Source organism: Parasaccharibacter sp. TMW2.1890, from assembly GCF_023337645.1.
Taxonomy (GTDB): Bacteria; Pseudomonadota; Alphaproteobacteria; order Acetobacterales; family Acetobacteraceae; genus Bombella; species Bombella apis.
On sequence record NZ_NWUV01000003.1, the window covers coordinates 158676 to 173534 of the forward strand.

Here is a 14859-nt window from a genome sequence, read left to right on the forward strand (position 1 = left end):
GGCACCCTGCATATAACAGAAAGGCCGGGGCCAGAAGGCGTCTCGGCCGGACCGGAAGGAACCTGGCAGGGCAGCCGGGAGGCCCCTGCCGGGACGCATGACGGATGGCGTTTTCTGGCCATTCGGGGCGGAGGGACCATCCCTGCGGATACCATGCGCACAGGAATTACTAGCCTGAAGGGGGGCTTTTTTCTATCCCCTGCATGAGGTGGCGAGGGAATGAAGGGGAGGGCTCATGGCTGCCCGGTCCGTGGTGGTGTTCTTGTGCCCGTGCAGGCTTTCTGGCTGACAGCAGGAGTATTCTGCGGCAGAATGGGCGGCATGACCTGGACATTGGACGGCATTGCCGAGCATGAAAGCATCATCCGCCATAGCGTGTTCCGGACTCTGGCCGCCCCTGTGGAGGACGAGGCAGGAGCGATGGCCTTTCTGGCAGAGGTGGCCGTGCCGGATGCCACCCATAACTGCTGGGCCTTCCGTGTGGGAGAGCGGTATCGTGTCAGTGACGATGGCGAGCCATCCGGTACGGCGGGCCGTCCGATTCTTTCAGCCATAGAAGGGCAGGACTTTGACGGGGTCATGGTGGTCGTGACCCGCTGGTTTGGAGGCATCAAGCTGGGGGCCGGTGGTCTGGTCCGGGCCTATGGCGGTGCGGCAGCGGCCTGCCTGCGGGAGGCCGCCAGGATCGAGCGGGTGGAGCGTATCCGCCTTGGCTTTCATTGCCCCTTTCCCGTTTTTGCTGAGGTGGAAGCCAAACTGCCGGGCTGGAATGTGGAAACACGGCGCTGCGATTTTGGAGCGGCTGGTGCCACGATGGAGCTGGCTGTCCCCGTGCAGGAGCGCATGGCCGTGGAGGCCTGGTTGCGGGACCTGACACGGGGGCAGGAACCCGTCCGGGTGCTGGACGGGGAACCGGAAGGGTAAGAGACGGGGCTTCTGCTTTCGCTCCCGTTTCTGTCAGTTTTTCTTTCTGTCCTGCCGTTTGAGCTCTTCCGGTGAGGGGCCGGTGGCTTCAGGTGCCGTGTAGCGGGGAACACGCCCGTGATGGCCGAAATTGACGATCCGGGCCTCTTTCAGCCCATGCATGGAGAAGAGCATGCGGGCAAGCTGGAGTGCCAGCGCAGAGCCAATGAAGGGGCCGACAAGATAGATCCACACACCATGCAGGTTATGGGCCAGCGTATCGGGGGCCAGTGTCCGCATGAAATTCGTGCTGTTGCCGGAGAACCCGGCGATCAACGGGTTGGTGACGGCAAAATAGAAGGCGCAGATCCATGTCGTCAGATGCTGCAATTTCGGGCGTGAGGCCGTGAAATAGATGATCATGATCAGTCCCGCCGTGGCGATGGCTTCCATCAGGGCGGCAAGGCCGAGGCCGTAATTGCTGGAAGGGAATGTTCCGGCATAATTGATCTGGCTGACCATGGGCTGCCAGAAAGGCAGCAGCAGGCTGATCCCCAGGCAGGAAATGAGTGTCCCGCTGAAGGCCCCGACAAGTTGTGCCCCGAGATAACCCAGCGCATCTGGCCAACGGATTTTCTTCGTCAGGAAGAAGGCCAGCGTCACGGAGGGGTTGAGATGTGCACCGCTGACCTTGCCGAAGGGGGACAGTGTGGCGACTGTCCCTGCCAGCCCGAAGAACAGGCCGATCAGGACAGAGCGGATGATGGGATGCGGGGCCAGCATGGCCGCAAAGGGGGACCGGTCTGACGCCAGGATGGTGGTCGTGCTGATGCCGATGGTCAGCATGATGGCCGTGGCGATGGCCTCCATGGCATACAGTTTCCAGTGGAGGGGCTGGTCAGGGTGAGGTTTGCCAGCCAAGGGGCGGTCCACCAGTTCCCGGTGGGAAAACCGGATATGAGGCAGGTGGATATGGGGAAAGCGGACGTGGTGGGCGGCAAAACGCTTTTTATCGTCCGGCTGCGGAGGGGGAGAAGAGATGGTCATGCGGCCTCTCTTGTGAACAGATGGAGGAACTATCCATCATGTTTCAGAATTGCTGGCGGGCCGGTCAAGACAATAAAGATGATTTAATCTTTTCCAGCCGGGGAAAAGCGGCGGACGAGGTCGCTCAGATGTCCCGTTTCAGCAATGGTGAGGGCGTGAGGGGCTTTGGGGCGGGCGTTGGCGGTGCCTACATGGCGGGGGATGACTGCCTGCCGGAAGCCCAGCTTGGCAATTTCTTTCAGCCTGATGCCTGTCTGGCTGACCTGCCGGACTTCTCCGGAAAGACCGATCTCGCCAAAATAGGCTTCATCAGGGGCAGTGGGCTGGCCCGTGGCGGCGGAGATCAGGGCTGCGGCTACGGCAAGGTCGGCAGCCGGTTCGGTGACCTTCAGCCCGCCGGTGATGTTGAGGTGGACATCCAGGCTGCCCAGTTTCAGTCCGCAGCGCGCCTCCAGCACGGCCAGAACCATGTTCAGTCGGGAGCTGTCCCAGCCCAGTACGGCACGGCGGGCGGCTCCATCACCACTTTTGGCAGAAAGCAGGACCTGCACCTCCAGCAGGATGGGGCGTGTTCCCTCCAGCCCGGCAAAAACGGCAGAACCGGCAATATTGCCATGCCGTTCGGCCAGAAACAGGGCGGAAGGGTTGGGTACTTCCCGCAGGCCGGTATCGGTCATGGCGAAGACGCCGATCTCGTCCGTGGCTCCGAAACGGTTCTTGGCTGCCCGGAGAATGCGGAATTGATGGCCCCGGTCACCTTCAAAATACAGCACGGCATCGACCATATGTTCCAGCACACGGGGGCCGGCAAGGGCTCCTTCTTTCGTGACATGGCCGATGAGAATGAGGACAAACCCCAGTGTCTTGGCCAGACGGATCAGCTCGAAGGCACAGCTGCGGACCTGCGAGACCGAGCCGGGGGCACTGGCCACGCCTTCCAGCCACATGGTCTGGATGGAGTCGATGACGACGACCTGAAAAGCCCGTCTTTCTTCCAGCGAGGCCGTGATGTCATTGACATTGATGGAGGCGGCCAGCTCCAGCTGGTCCAGCGCCTTGGGGTCACGGTCCAGTTCCAGCCGCCGTGCCCGCAGGCGGATCTGGTCGATGGCCTCTTCCCCGGAGACATAGAGGACATTGTGCTGCGCTCTGGCGAGAGCGCAGGTCATCTGGAGCATGAGGGTGGATTTGCCGATGCCCGGGTCTCCGCCCACCAGCACGACCGAGCCGGGCACAAGCCCGCTGCCCAGCACCCGGTTCAGCTCCGCCATGTTCGTGTCCAGCCGGGCCGGAGGGGTGGCCTTGCCATCCAGCCGTGTCGTTTTCAGGCCCGCACCTTTTCGTGTGGTGGCGCTACGGCTGGGGGTGGCGGTTCTGGTTTCTTCCTCCAGAGTGTTCCACTCGCCGCACTGTTCGCAGCGGCCTGTCCATTTGGGGTATTGGGCCTGGCAGTTCTGGCAGACGAACAGGCTGGCAGGTTTCCGGGCCATGTCAGCGTTTTTCCGCAGGGTTGGCCGTCATGCCACTGGTGGGGATCGGGCCGTCCAGCCGCCCGTGGGTGAACTGATCGACAATCGGATTGCCACTGTGCATCAGCGTATTGGCCGGCCCCTGCCAGATGATCTTCCCCCCGTAGAGCATGGCGGCATGGTCGCCGATGCGGGTGACGGAGGTCATGTCATGGGTGATGGTCAGCGCCGTGGCCCCCCGCTGGGTGACGCAGCTGCTGATGAGACCATCGATTACGGCGGACATGATGGGGTCCAGCCCGGTCGTGGGTTCATCGAAGAAGAGGATGTCCGGTTGTCCGGCCAGGGCACGGGCCAGTCCGACACGTTTCTGCATGCCGCCGGAGAGCTCCGCCGGGTTGAGCGGAGCCACATGCGGTCCCAGCCCGACCTGTTCCAGCAGGCGCAGGGCTTCCTTCTCCTGCGTGGCCCGATCACGGCGCCGGCCATGGCTCTTGGCAGTGAGACCGAAAAGGACGTTGTCCATCACGCTCATGCTGTCAAACAGCGCAGCATTCTGGAACAGCATTCCGATTCGTTTCAGCAGGGTTTCACGTCGGCTGCGCGAGGCACCGATGATGTTCTCGCCATCAATCTCGATGGTGCCTTCATCAGGCTCGATCAATCCCAGGATGCAGCGTAACAGCAGGGATTTTCCGTTGCCGGATCCTCCGATGATGACTGTGGATTTCCCGGCTGGCACATCCAGATCAATCCCGTTGAGGATTGTCCGGTCTCCGAAGGATTTTCTCAGGCCACGGATGCGGAGGCGGGGCTGGCCAGACGGTGCTGCCGTCTGGGAAGAGGAGGAAGACGTCATCATGCGGTAAAGAAGAGATCCGTCAGCAGGTAGTCAAAGGCGAGAATCAGGATGGAGGAGGCGACGACGGTTGCTGTCGCCGCCCGGCCGACACCCTCGGCTCCACCCCGGCTGTTGTAGCCTTCGTAACAGCCCAGCAGGGTGATGAGAAATCCAAAGACAGCCGCCTTCAGCAGTCCGACCAGTACGTCATGGCTGTGCAGGGAGGCATGGGTGGCATGAATGTAGAGTGCGGGGCTGAAGCCAAGCTTCCCCACTGCAACGATGAAGCCCCCGGCAACGCCCAGGATGTCGGCGATCAGGACGAGGAACGGCAGGGCCAGGATACCTGCCACCAGGCGGGGCGTGACGAGATATTTGATTGGATCGGTTGCCAGTGTGTTCAGGGCGTCAATCTGGTCTGTGACCCTCATGGAGCCGATCTGTGCCGCAATGGCTGCCCCGATGCGGCCAGCCACCATGAGGCCTGCCAGAACTGGCCCCAGCTCTTTCGTGATGGACATGACCACGATGCCACCGACGGCATTCTGGGCATGGTACTGGCTGAAGCCGCTATAGGACTGCAAAGCGATGACGGCACCGGAAAATATGGCTGTCAGGGCCACGACAGGTAGCGAGAGAAAGCCGATCTCGACTAGGCAGGACAGAATGACCTGCCCGTAAACGGGCAGGCGGAAAATGCCTCCCAGCCCCCGCAGGGCGAACAGGCTGAGGGCCCCGGCATGGTGCAGGCCTCCCAGTATGCCACGGCCAAGAAAGATGAAGGGAAGGGATAGAGCTCTCACACGGTCTGCCTTTGTTCTCTGCCGGTCACTGCGATGGTGTGTTCTGCGGCCCTGCCGGGGTGCCTGCCTGCGGCGCCTGTGGGGCAGGCTGGGATGTAGCTGATGCCGGTGGTGCGGGGGTGGGGGCCTGTGGAACGGGGCTGGACGCAGGGGGTGTTGCTGCCGGTGTGGCGGGGGGCGCAACAGCGGGCACTGCGGGCCGGACGGGTGTCCCCGCCGTCTGTCCGGCTGCTGTTCCAGCAGGAGGGGTGGATGTTCCGGCAGCCTGCTTCGGTACATGGGGAACGGCAGGATTGTTCAGCCCCTGTGCCTGGCCATCCGGCTGGGGGGGCTGGGCGGCAGGTGCCGGTCCTGCGGCCTGTTTTGTCGGGGTGGCCTCTGGCGGGCTGGCGTGGGTGATGTGCTTTGTTCCCCCATCCTGCACGGTGCCTGTCACCTTGCTGAGCGTGACGCTGGCAGCATCGCTGGTGGTGATGCTGGCATTGTTGACCGTGGCCATGATGGAGGCATCTGCCTGCTGGGAGGCATTCAGTGTCAGGCTGTCAATCTGCCCTTCGGTAATGGAAAGATGGCTGCTGTCGGACATCTGGGCCGAAAAGGCGGAGAGAAGGGCGGTATCCACCTCAAGGTGGCTCCCCCCTGTGGCATTGAGCTGTGCTGCACGGTTCAGCTGGTGGATGTGGGCCTGTGTCGTGCCGGAGATGGACATGTCCAGCGATTCCACACGGTCCACCTGAAGGGACGCATCATCCAGATTGCTTTCCAGCGTGGTGAGTGTGCCACTGATGATGATGTGGGCCTGTGGGCTGTCATGCAATGTCAGCGCCGTGTCGCTGGAGAGGTGCAGGGTCAGCCGTCCGCCCTTTGGGCAGTTGTGCAGGGCGAGGCGGATATGGCTTTCCGTCCCGTCCCGGGTTGTCTGGATATCCGGGGTGAGGCCGGTAGCCTCTTCGACCACCACGCTGTCTTTCAGGGCGGCATCAGCCCGGATATGGACCTGCGCACAGGGCACGCTGAGGTCCAGCTCGTCCGCATGGAGGGGAGTGCGCACATCGGCTGCCAGAGCGCTGCTGGCCATCAGGGTTCCACCCAGCATGGCACCAAGGCACATGCCGCACCCGAGCAACAGGGAAAGACAGGTCTGGACGTTACGCATGTTCACTCAGGAACTCCCGGCTACAAGAGATGGCAGGATTGTACCGCCTGCGGAAACGGACAGGGCGCAGGCCCTGTCAGCCTGCCCCCGTTCATGATTCCGTCATTGATGGTTACCATTATAGGCAGCCTGACCGCATGAGGATAGCCCGCTTTATGGGCAGGTATGTGGCGGCAGGGGGGCGCTGCCCAGACAGTGATAATGGAAGCCGGCTTCCAGCCATTCATCTTTCCGCCATATCTGCCGGTAGTCCAGCACGAGCCTGCCACGCATCCGGGGGGCGAGCTGGTCCGGGGTGAGAGCGGCAAAGGTGGGCCATTCTGTCAGGACCAGCAGCATGTCAGCCCCCTCGGCGGCCTGAAGAGGGGTGGCGGTGTAGGTGATGCCTTTTGGCAGCAGGGTGCAGGCTGTCTCCATGCCCTGCGGGTCATGGGCCCGCAGCGTGGCACCGGCCTCGTGCAGCAGGGGGAGGATGGTCAGGGCTGGGGCCTGCCGCATGTCGTCCGTATGGGCCTTGAAGGTGAGCCCCAGTACGGCGATGGTACAGCGTGTGATGTCACCCCCGGCTAGAGCAAGGATGCGCTCGGCAAGGCGGCGTTTGCGGGCCTCATTGGCTGCGATGGTGGTTTCGATGAGCTGCGTGGGGGTTCCGGCCTGTCGTGCGGAGGTTGCCAGAGCCTGCGTATCTTTGGGGAAGCAGGAACCACCATAGCCTGGCCCCGGTGTGAGAAAATGGGGGCCGATGCGGGGGTCCATCCCCATGCCCCGGGTCACGTCGGTGATCTGCCCGCCCGTGGCCTCGCAGAGATCGGCCATCTCGTTGGCGAAAGTGACCTTCATGGCGAGGAAAGCATTGGCGGCGTATTTTGTCAGTTCCGCACTTTCCAGCCCCATGAAGAGCAGACGGCCCTCTGGCCCGGACAGGGGGGCGTAAAGTGTTTCCAGCAGGGTGCGGGCGGTGGAGGGAGCGCCCAGCTGTTCTTCCAGCCCGATGATGACGCGGTCCGGCTGCATGAAGTCGGCAATGGCGTGGCCTTCCCGCAGGAATTCGGGATTGGAGGCGATGTGAAAGGTCAGGTCGGGCCGGGCCTGCCGCACGATGGCGGCGACCTGCCGCCCTGTCCCGACCGGGACGGTGGATTTCGTGACGATCAGCAGGCCGTCAGGGGCATGGGTGGCAATGGCCCGTGCGGCGGCATGGACGTAACTCAGGTCAGCATGGCCGCTGCCCCGGCGGGTGGGTGTTCCCACAGCGATGAAGACGGCCCGGCTTTTCTGGAGGGCGGTGGCCAGATCACCAGAAAAGGCCAGCCGTCCCGCCTGCCGCTGTGCGGCAACCAGCTCTTCAAGCCCGGGTTCATAGATGGGCATGGTTCCGGTTTTCAGGCGGTCCAGCCGTGCAGGATCATGCTCGATGACAGTTACATTCGCCCCGAAGGCCGCCAGGCAGGCCCCTGATACCAGCCCGACGTAACCGCCGCCAATCATGGTGATGTGCATGGGGTCTCCTTCGGGCTGGAAAGAATGGAACGATCATTCTGTTTCTGTCAGGTGCAGGCGGTGCTGGCTAGGGGAAACACATCACTCCTCAATTGAAGGGCTGGTAGCGGAGGGACATCAGGACCATGTCGGCGTCGCTTTTGGGTTTGCCCCCCACGCCGGAGAAGGCCTGCACATGGGTGTGGGAATACTGCCCCCCCACCAGCAGGGTGCCATAATCACCCTTGGCGGCCGTGTACCAGAACCCCCCGGTTGCCTGCGCCACTGTGCGGATGTTGCCGGAGGCAGCACAGTTGGTGGCGAGTTCTGTAAAGCAGCCCCGCATGTCGAAACCACGGTTGCCATAGCCGTAATGGCTGCCATCTTCATCAAAGGAACGGCGGCTGAGGACAGTTTCTGCCCCGGCATAGGAATAGAGTTTCAGGGTCTTGAGAGGGTTGCCATAGAGGCCGAGCAGCAGGTTGGCTTCCGGCAGAGGTGTGACGGCACCGTTACGCCCGTAGGTATAATCCGGCATGTTGGACGTGCCGTAGCGGCCCAGGCCCGTGCCGACAAGGCCGGAGGCCTGGAAATACAGTTTCCTGTTGATGAGGGGCAGGACCATGCCGCCCCCGCCTCCACCGGCGATGCGGGTATGGTTGCTTCCTCCTCCCAGCGTGCTGGTCCGGTCCCGGAAGAAGCGCATGACGCCAGTAAGTTCGTAATGGCCCCAGCCGGGGTCGGCAGCGATCTTGGCGATGAGGTCCGGTGCCGGGTCGGTCGTGTAGTAGGTGGAAGGGTTGTTGACGTTCGTGCCGGTCAGCCGGTCGGTCGTGGTGCAGTGTCTGGCAGCGTTGGAGCAGGGAGATACACCAGCCGGGACGGCACTGGGGTTTTCGATGGACAGGCCGGCAGCGTAACGTTCCTCCTTGCCGAAGGTTTTGACAGCACGGAACTGGGCGTTGCGTGTCCAGTTGAAGCCGGGGACGTATTGGGCCTCGATGACCATGGGGGTCTGTTCGTCACGGGCCAGCAGGCCCTTGTTGTAGAGCGTGATGAGAGACCAGCTCTGCCCACCCAGCAGGTACCAGCCATCTTCGTGGTTCTTCAGTTCACCATAAACGACACGGGCACGCAGGACGTAGGAGTTTGACTGGCGGGAGTTGGATGATGAGCCGGAACCCTGGAAATCCGTCTCCACATAGGCATCGGCTACCAGTTTCCGGGTCAGCATCCCTTCTGCCAGCAGGGCCAGTCGGCTCTGCCGCTCTGTCTGGTGGAATTCGCTCATGTGGGAGGCAGGCTGGTTATGCCAGGGAATGCCGTTATAGGCACTGGCAATATCGGCAGCACTGTTGCGGGAGCGCCAGACGCCTGCGGCCTCCAGATATCCCCCCAGAGTCAGGCGGATACCGCCAATCTGGAGCTGCCCCCGGCGCAGCGGGCTGTAAAGGTCTGGATGGGCGGGTGGAATGGCTGTCAGCTCGCCATAGGGGGTACCGGCCGTGCGGGAAGGGGGCAGGATGGCATTGTCACCAAGGCCGAATACATCGTCATGCCTGGTCCGGGAGGACGCCAGATGCCCCGCTGCGGCTGCCGGGCCAAGCAGCCTTTCCCGGGGGGCATAAGGGTCGGCCTCAATCAGTTCTCTCTGGCGGGCCAGTTCAGCACGGACACGCCGATTCTCGGCAGCCTGTTTCTGCTTCATGGCTTCGAGCTGGGCCTGCATGGCGTGTATCTGTTTTTCCATCAGGGCAATTGCATCATTGGTGCCGGCGGCATGGGCAGATGATGCGAAGTGTGATGCACTGTATGACAGAAATATTACTGTCATAAAACTGTAATGAAAGGGATTTATATTACATTTTTTTGTCAGTTTCACGAAAATCTCCCGCAGTCATCACATGCCTTCATGTCTATTTACTCATTTTTTTGTGTCAAAAAAGACTTTTCTTTGTCTTCTGGTATATTTTTATTGTCTGAAGCGTCGGCGAAGCTATAACGGCAGACAGGTGATCATTGCGTGTGCCGAGGGATTTATGCGTCCGACAGATAAACGTCTTCTCCGCTGGAAGAACTGCGGCAGGGCCTTCATGCTGGTGCTGCCCATTTCGTCAGCCCTGGCCGGGGTGGCCCGTGCGGAGGATGTGGAGATAACGGGCGCAGGGTCCAGCTTTGCTGCCCCCGTCTATCAGAGCTGGAGCGTTCCGGCGGGAGAACAGGCAGGGCTTCAGGTCAATTATCAGACGGTCGGTTCCAGCGCCGGGCAGGATCAGGTCGTGGAACGTACGGTGGATTTTGGAGCATCCGACAAGCCGATGAGCCCGAACCGTCTGGCAGAGACGCACCTCTACCAGTTTCCGACCGTCATGAGTGGTGTGGTGCTGGTGGTCAATCTGCCCGGTGTTCCCGCCGGGGCATTGCGGCTGGACGGTCCGACACTGGCAGCCCTGTATGATGGTCGCATCACGGATTGGGACGACCCCCGCATCCAGGCTCTCAATCCCGGGGTGACGTTGCCGGATATGGGAGTTGTGGCCGTGCATCGGGCCGATGGTGCCGGGACGACCTATGTGTTCACATCCTACCTTTCCCGGACATCACCGGAGTGGGAGGCCCGTATCGGCGCAGGGACCCTTGTGGAGTGGGCTGGCGGTGCTGGAGCACGGGGCAATGACGGCATTGCCGCCCTTGTCCGTCAGACGGAAGGGAGCATCGGCTATGTGGAATATGCCTACGCCGCACAGAACCATCTGGGCATCGTGCAGATGAAGAATCATGATGGGCGGTTCGTGCTGCCATCCCTGAAGGGCTTCATTGACGCTGCTTCCGCAGCGGAATGGAAAGCGGAGGACCATTTTGCCGTCAATCTGCTGGACCAGCCCGGGGCGGAGAGTTGGCCCATCGTGTCAGCCACCTATGTTCTGGTGCCGGAAGATGCCGTGGACCGGCCCGAGGGGCAGGGTGTGAAGCGCTTCTTCAGCTGGGGGTTTGCCCATGGGGCAGAGATCAATGCCCGGCTGGGCTATGTGGGGCTGCCAACTTCGGTCAGTGATGCCGTTTTGCGTGGCTGGCCTTCGAGCGCAGCAGGGAAGTAAGCAGGGAGACCTGCCCTTCATGCCGCAGGCCATGCCAGCTGAGGAGCGTATCGGCCAGAAAGGCCAGCAGGGCTGCCACGGTGCAGCCCAGTGCAGTGCCGAAGAGGGCCAGCAGCCAGAGTGATGTCGTGGCATCTCCCAGTGAGCCGACAAAGAGGGCGATGGCCGCACCACAGGTCATGGCCCCGCCCAGCCCGTTGAGGATAATGGCAAGGTCCAGCACGACAATGCGGCGTGTCAGGCGTTTCTGGCGGGTTTTCAGCCGTTGCGGCGTGTCGTAGCTGTACTGGTGGTCCTGCTCGGAAGGAGGGGCGGCCAGCAGACGGTTGACATTGTCCAGATGGTCCGAGACACGGGCCAGCCTTGTATTGAAGATGTTGATCAGCGTGCCGATGCCGGAGAGCATGAAGACGGGGGTCAGGGCCATCTGGATGATGTGGGCGGCGTCGTCGATATTGTTCATCTGGGTAAGAAAGGGCAGGGTGTTCAGCAGGGGCACGGTCATGACGGTTCTGGTGGTTGTACGCCGGGACAGTATGCCGGATGAAGTCCGCTCAGGCCATGGGCCTGTGCAGGACCCGTATCCGGAACACCGGGGCCATGGGGGTGGGGTGATAATGCACAAGGGGCGCTGGATGAGCAACAGAACTGTGAAGGTGGTGGCCGGGTATCCGTGCTGGTCCCGGTTGCGACCGCTGGTCCTGCTGGCCTGCCTGGCCGGGCTGGTGGCTTCGGCCATGGCAGAAGAGCCGGAGGGGGTGTCTCCGGCCTGTCCGCCTGCGGTCCGGCAGGTGGAGCTGGCCTGCCAGAGCTGGACGGAGATTGACGCCGGCCTTAAAGCCGGGACCAGAACGGTCATTATCCCGGTTGGTGGTACGGAGCAGAGCGGGCCTTACATGGCAGTAGGCAAGCATGATGTGCGGGCCCGTGTTCTGGCGGACAGGATTGCCCGCAGGGTAGGGCAAACCCTGGTGGCCCCCGTGCTGGCCTATGTGCCGGAAGGCTCGACCCGGCCCCGCACAGGCCACATGCGGTTTGCCGGGACACTCTCCATTTCACCAGCCGTTTTTGCCGGGCTGGTGGAAGGAGCGGCGGAAAGCCTAAGGGCGCAGGGCTTCACCACCATTGTGCTGCTGGGGGACCATGGCGGTTATCAGGCCCAGCTGGCTGCCCTGGCACAGAGGCTGAACAGGCGCTGGGCTGGTGAAGGGGCGGCAAGGGTGCTGTATGTCGGAGCCTATTATGACGTCGTGGCCGGACAGTACGCAGATTACCTGCGCCGACAGGGCCATGGTGTGGCTTTGGGGAAACATGCCGACATAAGCGATACATCCCTCATGTTGGCCGTGGATCCGTCCCTTGTGCGGGAGGGGCTTCTGAGGCAGGCTGGAAAACCGGATTCTGCCGATGGTGTCTATGGTGGTGACCCGCGGCAGGCAACGGCTGAACTTGGCCGGGTCGGCACAGCCATGCAGGTGCAGGCCGCCGTTGAGGCCATTTCGTCTTTCAACAGGAGACACCCATGAGGCTCAAAATTTCGTTTCTGGCAATGGGGGCATTACTGGCTGCGGGGGCAGCGCAGGCCCAGCAGACGGCCAACCATCCTGACCCGCAGGATGAACCGATTGCTGCCGATTCGCCAAAGCCTTTTCCGGATGGTGATCCATCCGCCACGGCAAAGGCGCCACCTGCACCATCTGGTGCCGTGACGGAGCAGGCGCTGGTCGTACAGACCATTCCGGGCATGCCGCCCGTGCCGGACATTCACAACATTTACAGTGAAGCCAGCGGCCCGGACAAACTGTCCCCCGTCGTGGCGCATGATCTGGAGCGGATCTATGTGCCCAACCTGCGTGGCAACAGTGTCTCCGTGATCGACCCGAAGACCTACAAGGTCGTGGATACGTTCCCGGTGGGGCGGTCCCCCCAGCACGTCGTCCCCTCATGGGACCTGCGGACCCTGTGGGTGACCAACAACAGCGAGGGCCACACGGATGGCTCCCTGACACCGATCGACCCGCTGACAGGCAAGCCCGGCAAGGCCATTGCCGTGGATGACCCCTACAATATGTATTTCACACCGGACGGGCAGAATGCCATCGTTGTGGCAGAAGCCCATCGCCGTCTGGATTTCCGTGATCCGCACAGCATGGTGCTGAAAGGGTCTGTCGAGGCTCCGCTCTGTGAGGGCATCAATCATGCTGCCTTCTCGGCAGATGGGCGTTATGCGATCTTCACCTGCGAATTCGGGCGCTATCTGGCCAAGGTGGATACGGTCAACCGTACCCTTCTGGGGATGCTGAAACTCTCCAAGGGGGGGATGCCGCAGGATGTTCTCGCCGCACCGGATGGGCATAAATTCTATGTAGCCGACATGCATGCTGATGGCGTGTTCATCATTGATGGCGACAGCTTCAGGGAGACGGGTTTCATTCCCACGGGGCTGGGGACGCATGGGCTGTATCCGAGCCGTGATGCAAAGCTGCTTTATGTTGCCAACCGTGGGTCCCACATGGTGCATGGGCCACGCCACAGCAAGGGCAGTGTGTCCGTCGTGGATATGGCAACGGACAAGGTGTTGAAGACCTGGCCTATTCCCGGTGGTGGCAGCCCGGACATGGGCAATGTCAGTGCGGATGGCAGAACACTCTGGCTCTCCGGCCGTTTTGATGATGTCGTCTATGCCATTGATACGGAAAGCGGTGCCATGAAACAGATTCCTGTCGGGGCAGAACCGCATGGTCTGACAGTCTGGCCCCAGCCGGGTCGCTACAGCATTGGCCATACGGGCATCATGCGCTGAGAAACCAGACAGGGGTTACTCCCTCTCATGGGGCTTTTTCAGGAAAAGGAGGCTTTGGCCTCCTTTTTTTGTGTCTGGCTGCGGAGGGGGAGGAGAAAATGGTTTCCGTAAAGTTAATATATTGTTAAAATAAGAAGGGACGCATTGCGTCCAGTCATTATGGGATGCTCATCCCGACAGATGGTCTGCATGATTGTGTTTTCCTGACGGAAACGAAAGGAAGTGCCGTGCGTTTTCTCCTGCTGGTTCCCCTGCTGGTAACGCTGGCCTATTATGCGTTTCTCTCGCCAGTTCTTTACAGAACACAGACTGTCCTTGTCGTGGAGAAGCCCGATAGCAGGGGGAGTGGCGGGGGAGTTTTTACAGGCCCGGATGGCCGGAATGAGGGGAATTATCTCTTCCAGGCTTTCGTGCTGTCCTATGAGGAATTCAGGGCCCTCAGGGCGAACGTGAATCTTGCAGAGGCGTATGATTTCACAGATCCCGTCCAGAGTTTCGGGGGCGTTCTGTCGCTGTTTTCGCACGATGATCATGCTCTCTACCGCTATTATGACCGTTACATCGTGGATATTGATGTCGGGAAGAAGAATGGCCTTGTGAAATTTACCCTCCGGGCCCCTTCTGCGGCTCTCGCCGAACGTCTGACAGGGCAGATACTTGGCGATGCCCGGGCCCGGCTGGCTCGCCTGAATGTCGAGCCGGATGATCTGTTGCTGCATGAGCATGAGGCCTCCATCAACAGGATCAGGCAGGTCATGGCTCATGATGAGCAGGTGATTGCCGACAATATCCTGTCTTCCGGCATTTATGAGGGCAGCGGCTTTTACGATACGGTGTTGAAGACGCAGTTCCGGCTGATGGCGGACCAGGCAGCCCTGAAGGGCAGGCAGGCGGCCCTTCAGGAGGATGTGGACCATGCCGCACAAGCCATGCACAGGGAGGTGATGGCCTATGAGGGCGAGCAGGAGGTTCTGCGCCAACGGAGCGTGACACCACGGCATGTCATTCTGGAAAATGATCGTCTGATTCGTGAGGTCAGGTCCCTTTCCAGTATTCTGGATGCCGAAATGGCCGCCTGTGAGACTGTCAGGACAAATGCCATCATGGGGCATTACTTCCTGAAAACCGTCAGCGGGCCTGTTGTGGAGGACACGCCTCTCAGACCGGCCTTCTGGTGGAGTAGCGCCATTGCGCTGGTCGCAGGGCTGGTCCTGTATGTTGCTCTGGCTTGATGATGAGGGGCCCGTTTTTCTGTTCTCT

13 protein-coding genes are annotated in these 14859 nt (G+C 61.4%); 5 read left to right on the plus strand and 8 right to left on the minus strand.

The genetic code is table 11. From position 1 onward, the window contains the following. The first annotated feature begins 312 nt into the window (after positions 1–312). Positions 313–924 (plus strand): YigZ family protein, encoded by a 612-nt coding sequence (locus tag CPA54_RS07400; RefSeq protein WP_249086035.1) that lies wholly within the window; start codon positions 313–315, stop codon positions 922–924. Between the two features lie 33 nt (positions 925–957). Here the strand turns inward: CPA54_RS07400 and CPA54_RS07405 are convergent, their stop codons facing one another. From CPA54_RS07405 to CPA54_RS07435, 7 genes are all read right to left on the minus strand, one after another. Then, a complete protein-coding gene (locus CPA54_RS07405; protein WP_081562395.1) occupies positions 958–1950 on the minus strand; it encodes an MIP/aquaporin family protein in 993 nt (330 codons plus the stop codon). 83 nt (positions 1951–2033) lie between these two features. Then, positions 2034–3440, minus strand: coding sequence for a DNA repair protein RadA (radA, locus tag CPA54_RS07410; RefSeq protein ID WP_043559018.1), 1407 nt, complete (start codon positions 3438–3440; stop codon positions 2034–2036). 1 nt (position 3441) lies between these two features. Next, entirely contained in the window at positions 3442–4278 is an 837-nt protein-coding gene (locus CPA54_RS07415; RefSeq protein WP_249086038.1) for an ABC transporter ATP-binding protein, read from the minus strand. Then, positions 4278–5063 carry an ABC transporter permease gene (locus CPA54_RS07420; RefSeq protein ID WP_043559016.1) on the minus strand — a complete coding sequence of 262 codons (786 nt, stop codon included), beginning with the start codon at positions 5061–5063 and terminating at the stop codon, positions 4278–4280. Before CPA54_RS07420 ends, CPA54_RS07415 begins: the two co-directional genes overlap by 1 nt. A gap of 25 nt (positions 5064–5088) precedes the next feature. Further along, complete coding sequence (locus CPA54_RS07425; protein ID WP_249085975.1) at positions 5089–6219, minus strand: hypothetical protein; 1131 nt, start codon at positions 6217–6219, stop codon at positions 5089–5091. 153 nt (positions 6220–6372) lie between these two features. Next, positions 6373–7719 carry a UDP-glucose/GDP-mannose dehydrogenase family protein gene (locus CPA54_RS07430; RefSeq protein ID WP_192848704.1) on the minus strand — a complete coding sequence of 449 codons (1347 nt, stop codon included), beginning with the start codon at positions 7717–7719 and terminating at the stop codon, positions 6373–6375. 88 nt (positions 7720–7807) lie between these two features. Continuing rightward, the gene (locus tag CPA54_RS07435; RefSeq protein ID WP_249085977.1) at positions 7808–9448 is read right to left on the minus strand and encodes a hypothetical protein; all 1641 of its coding nucleotides are present in this window, start codon (positions 9446–9448) and stop codon (positions 7808–7810) included. Positions 9449–9737: 289 nt separating this feature from the next. Here CPA54_RS07435 and pstS point away from each other — a divergent pair, with 289 nt between their 5' ends. Then, positions 9738–10796 (plus strand): phosphate ABC transporter substrate-binding protein PstS, encoded by a 1059-nt coding sequence (pstS, locus tag CPA54_RS07440; protein WP_408902149.1) that lies wholly within the window; start codon positions 9738–9740, stop codon positions 10794–10796. On the opposite strand, the gene CPA54_RS07445 is transcribed toward pstS, so the two are convergent. Further along, positions 10747–11301: a DUF2721 domain-containing protein gene (locus CPA54_RS07445; protein ID WP_227431483.1), complete on the minus strand. Its 555-nt coding sequence runs from the start codon at positions 11299–11301 to the stop codon at positions 10747–10749. The two genes, pstS and CPA54_RS07445, sit on opposite strands and share 50 nt — an antisense overlap. A 130-nt stretch (positions 11302–11431) precedes the next feature. Here CPA54_RS07445 and CPA54_RS07450 point away from each other — a divergent pair, with 130 nt between their 5' ends. The 3 genes from CPA54_RS07450 to CPA54_RS07460 all read left to right on the plus strand — a co-directional run bounded on the left by CPA54_RS07450 (position 11432) and on the right by CPA54_RS07460 (position 14831). Further along, a complete protein-coding gene (locus CPA54_RS07450; RefSeq protein WP_408902150.1) occupies positions 11432–12322 on the plus strand; it encodes a creatininase family protein in 891 nt (296 codons plus the stop codon). After that, positions 12319–13599, plus strand: a complete 1281-nt coding sequence (locus CPA54_RS07455) for a YncE family protein (RefSeq protein WP_227449731.1) — start codon at positions 12319–12321, stop codon at positions 13597–13599. Before CPA54_RS07450 ends, CPA54_RS07455 begins: the two co-directional genes overlap by 4 nt. Positions 13600–13826: 227 nt before the next feature. Continuing rightward, positions 13827–14831 carry a hypothetical protein gene (locus CPA54_RS07460; protein ID WP_248630748.1) on the plus strand — a complete coding sequence of 335 codons (1005 nt, stop codon included), beginning with the start codon at positions 13827–13829 and terminating at the stop codon, positions 14829–14831. Positions 14832–14859: the final 28 nt, after the last annotated feature.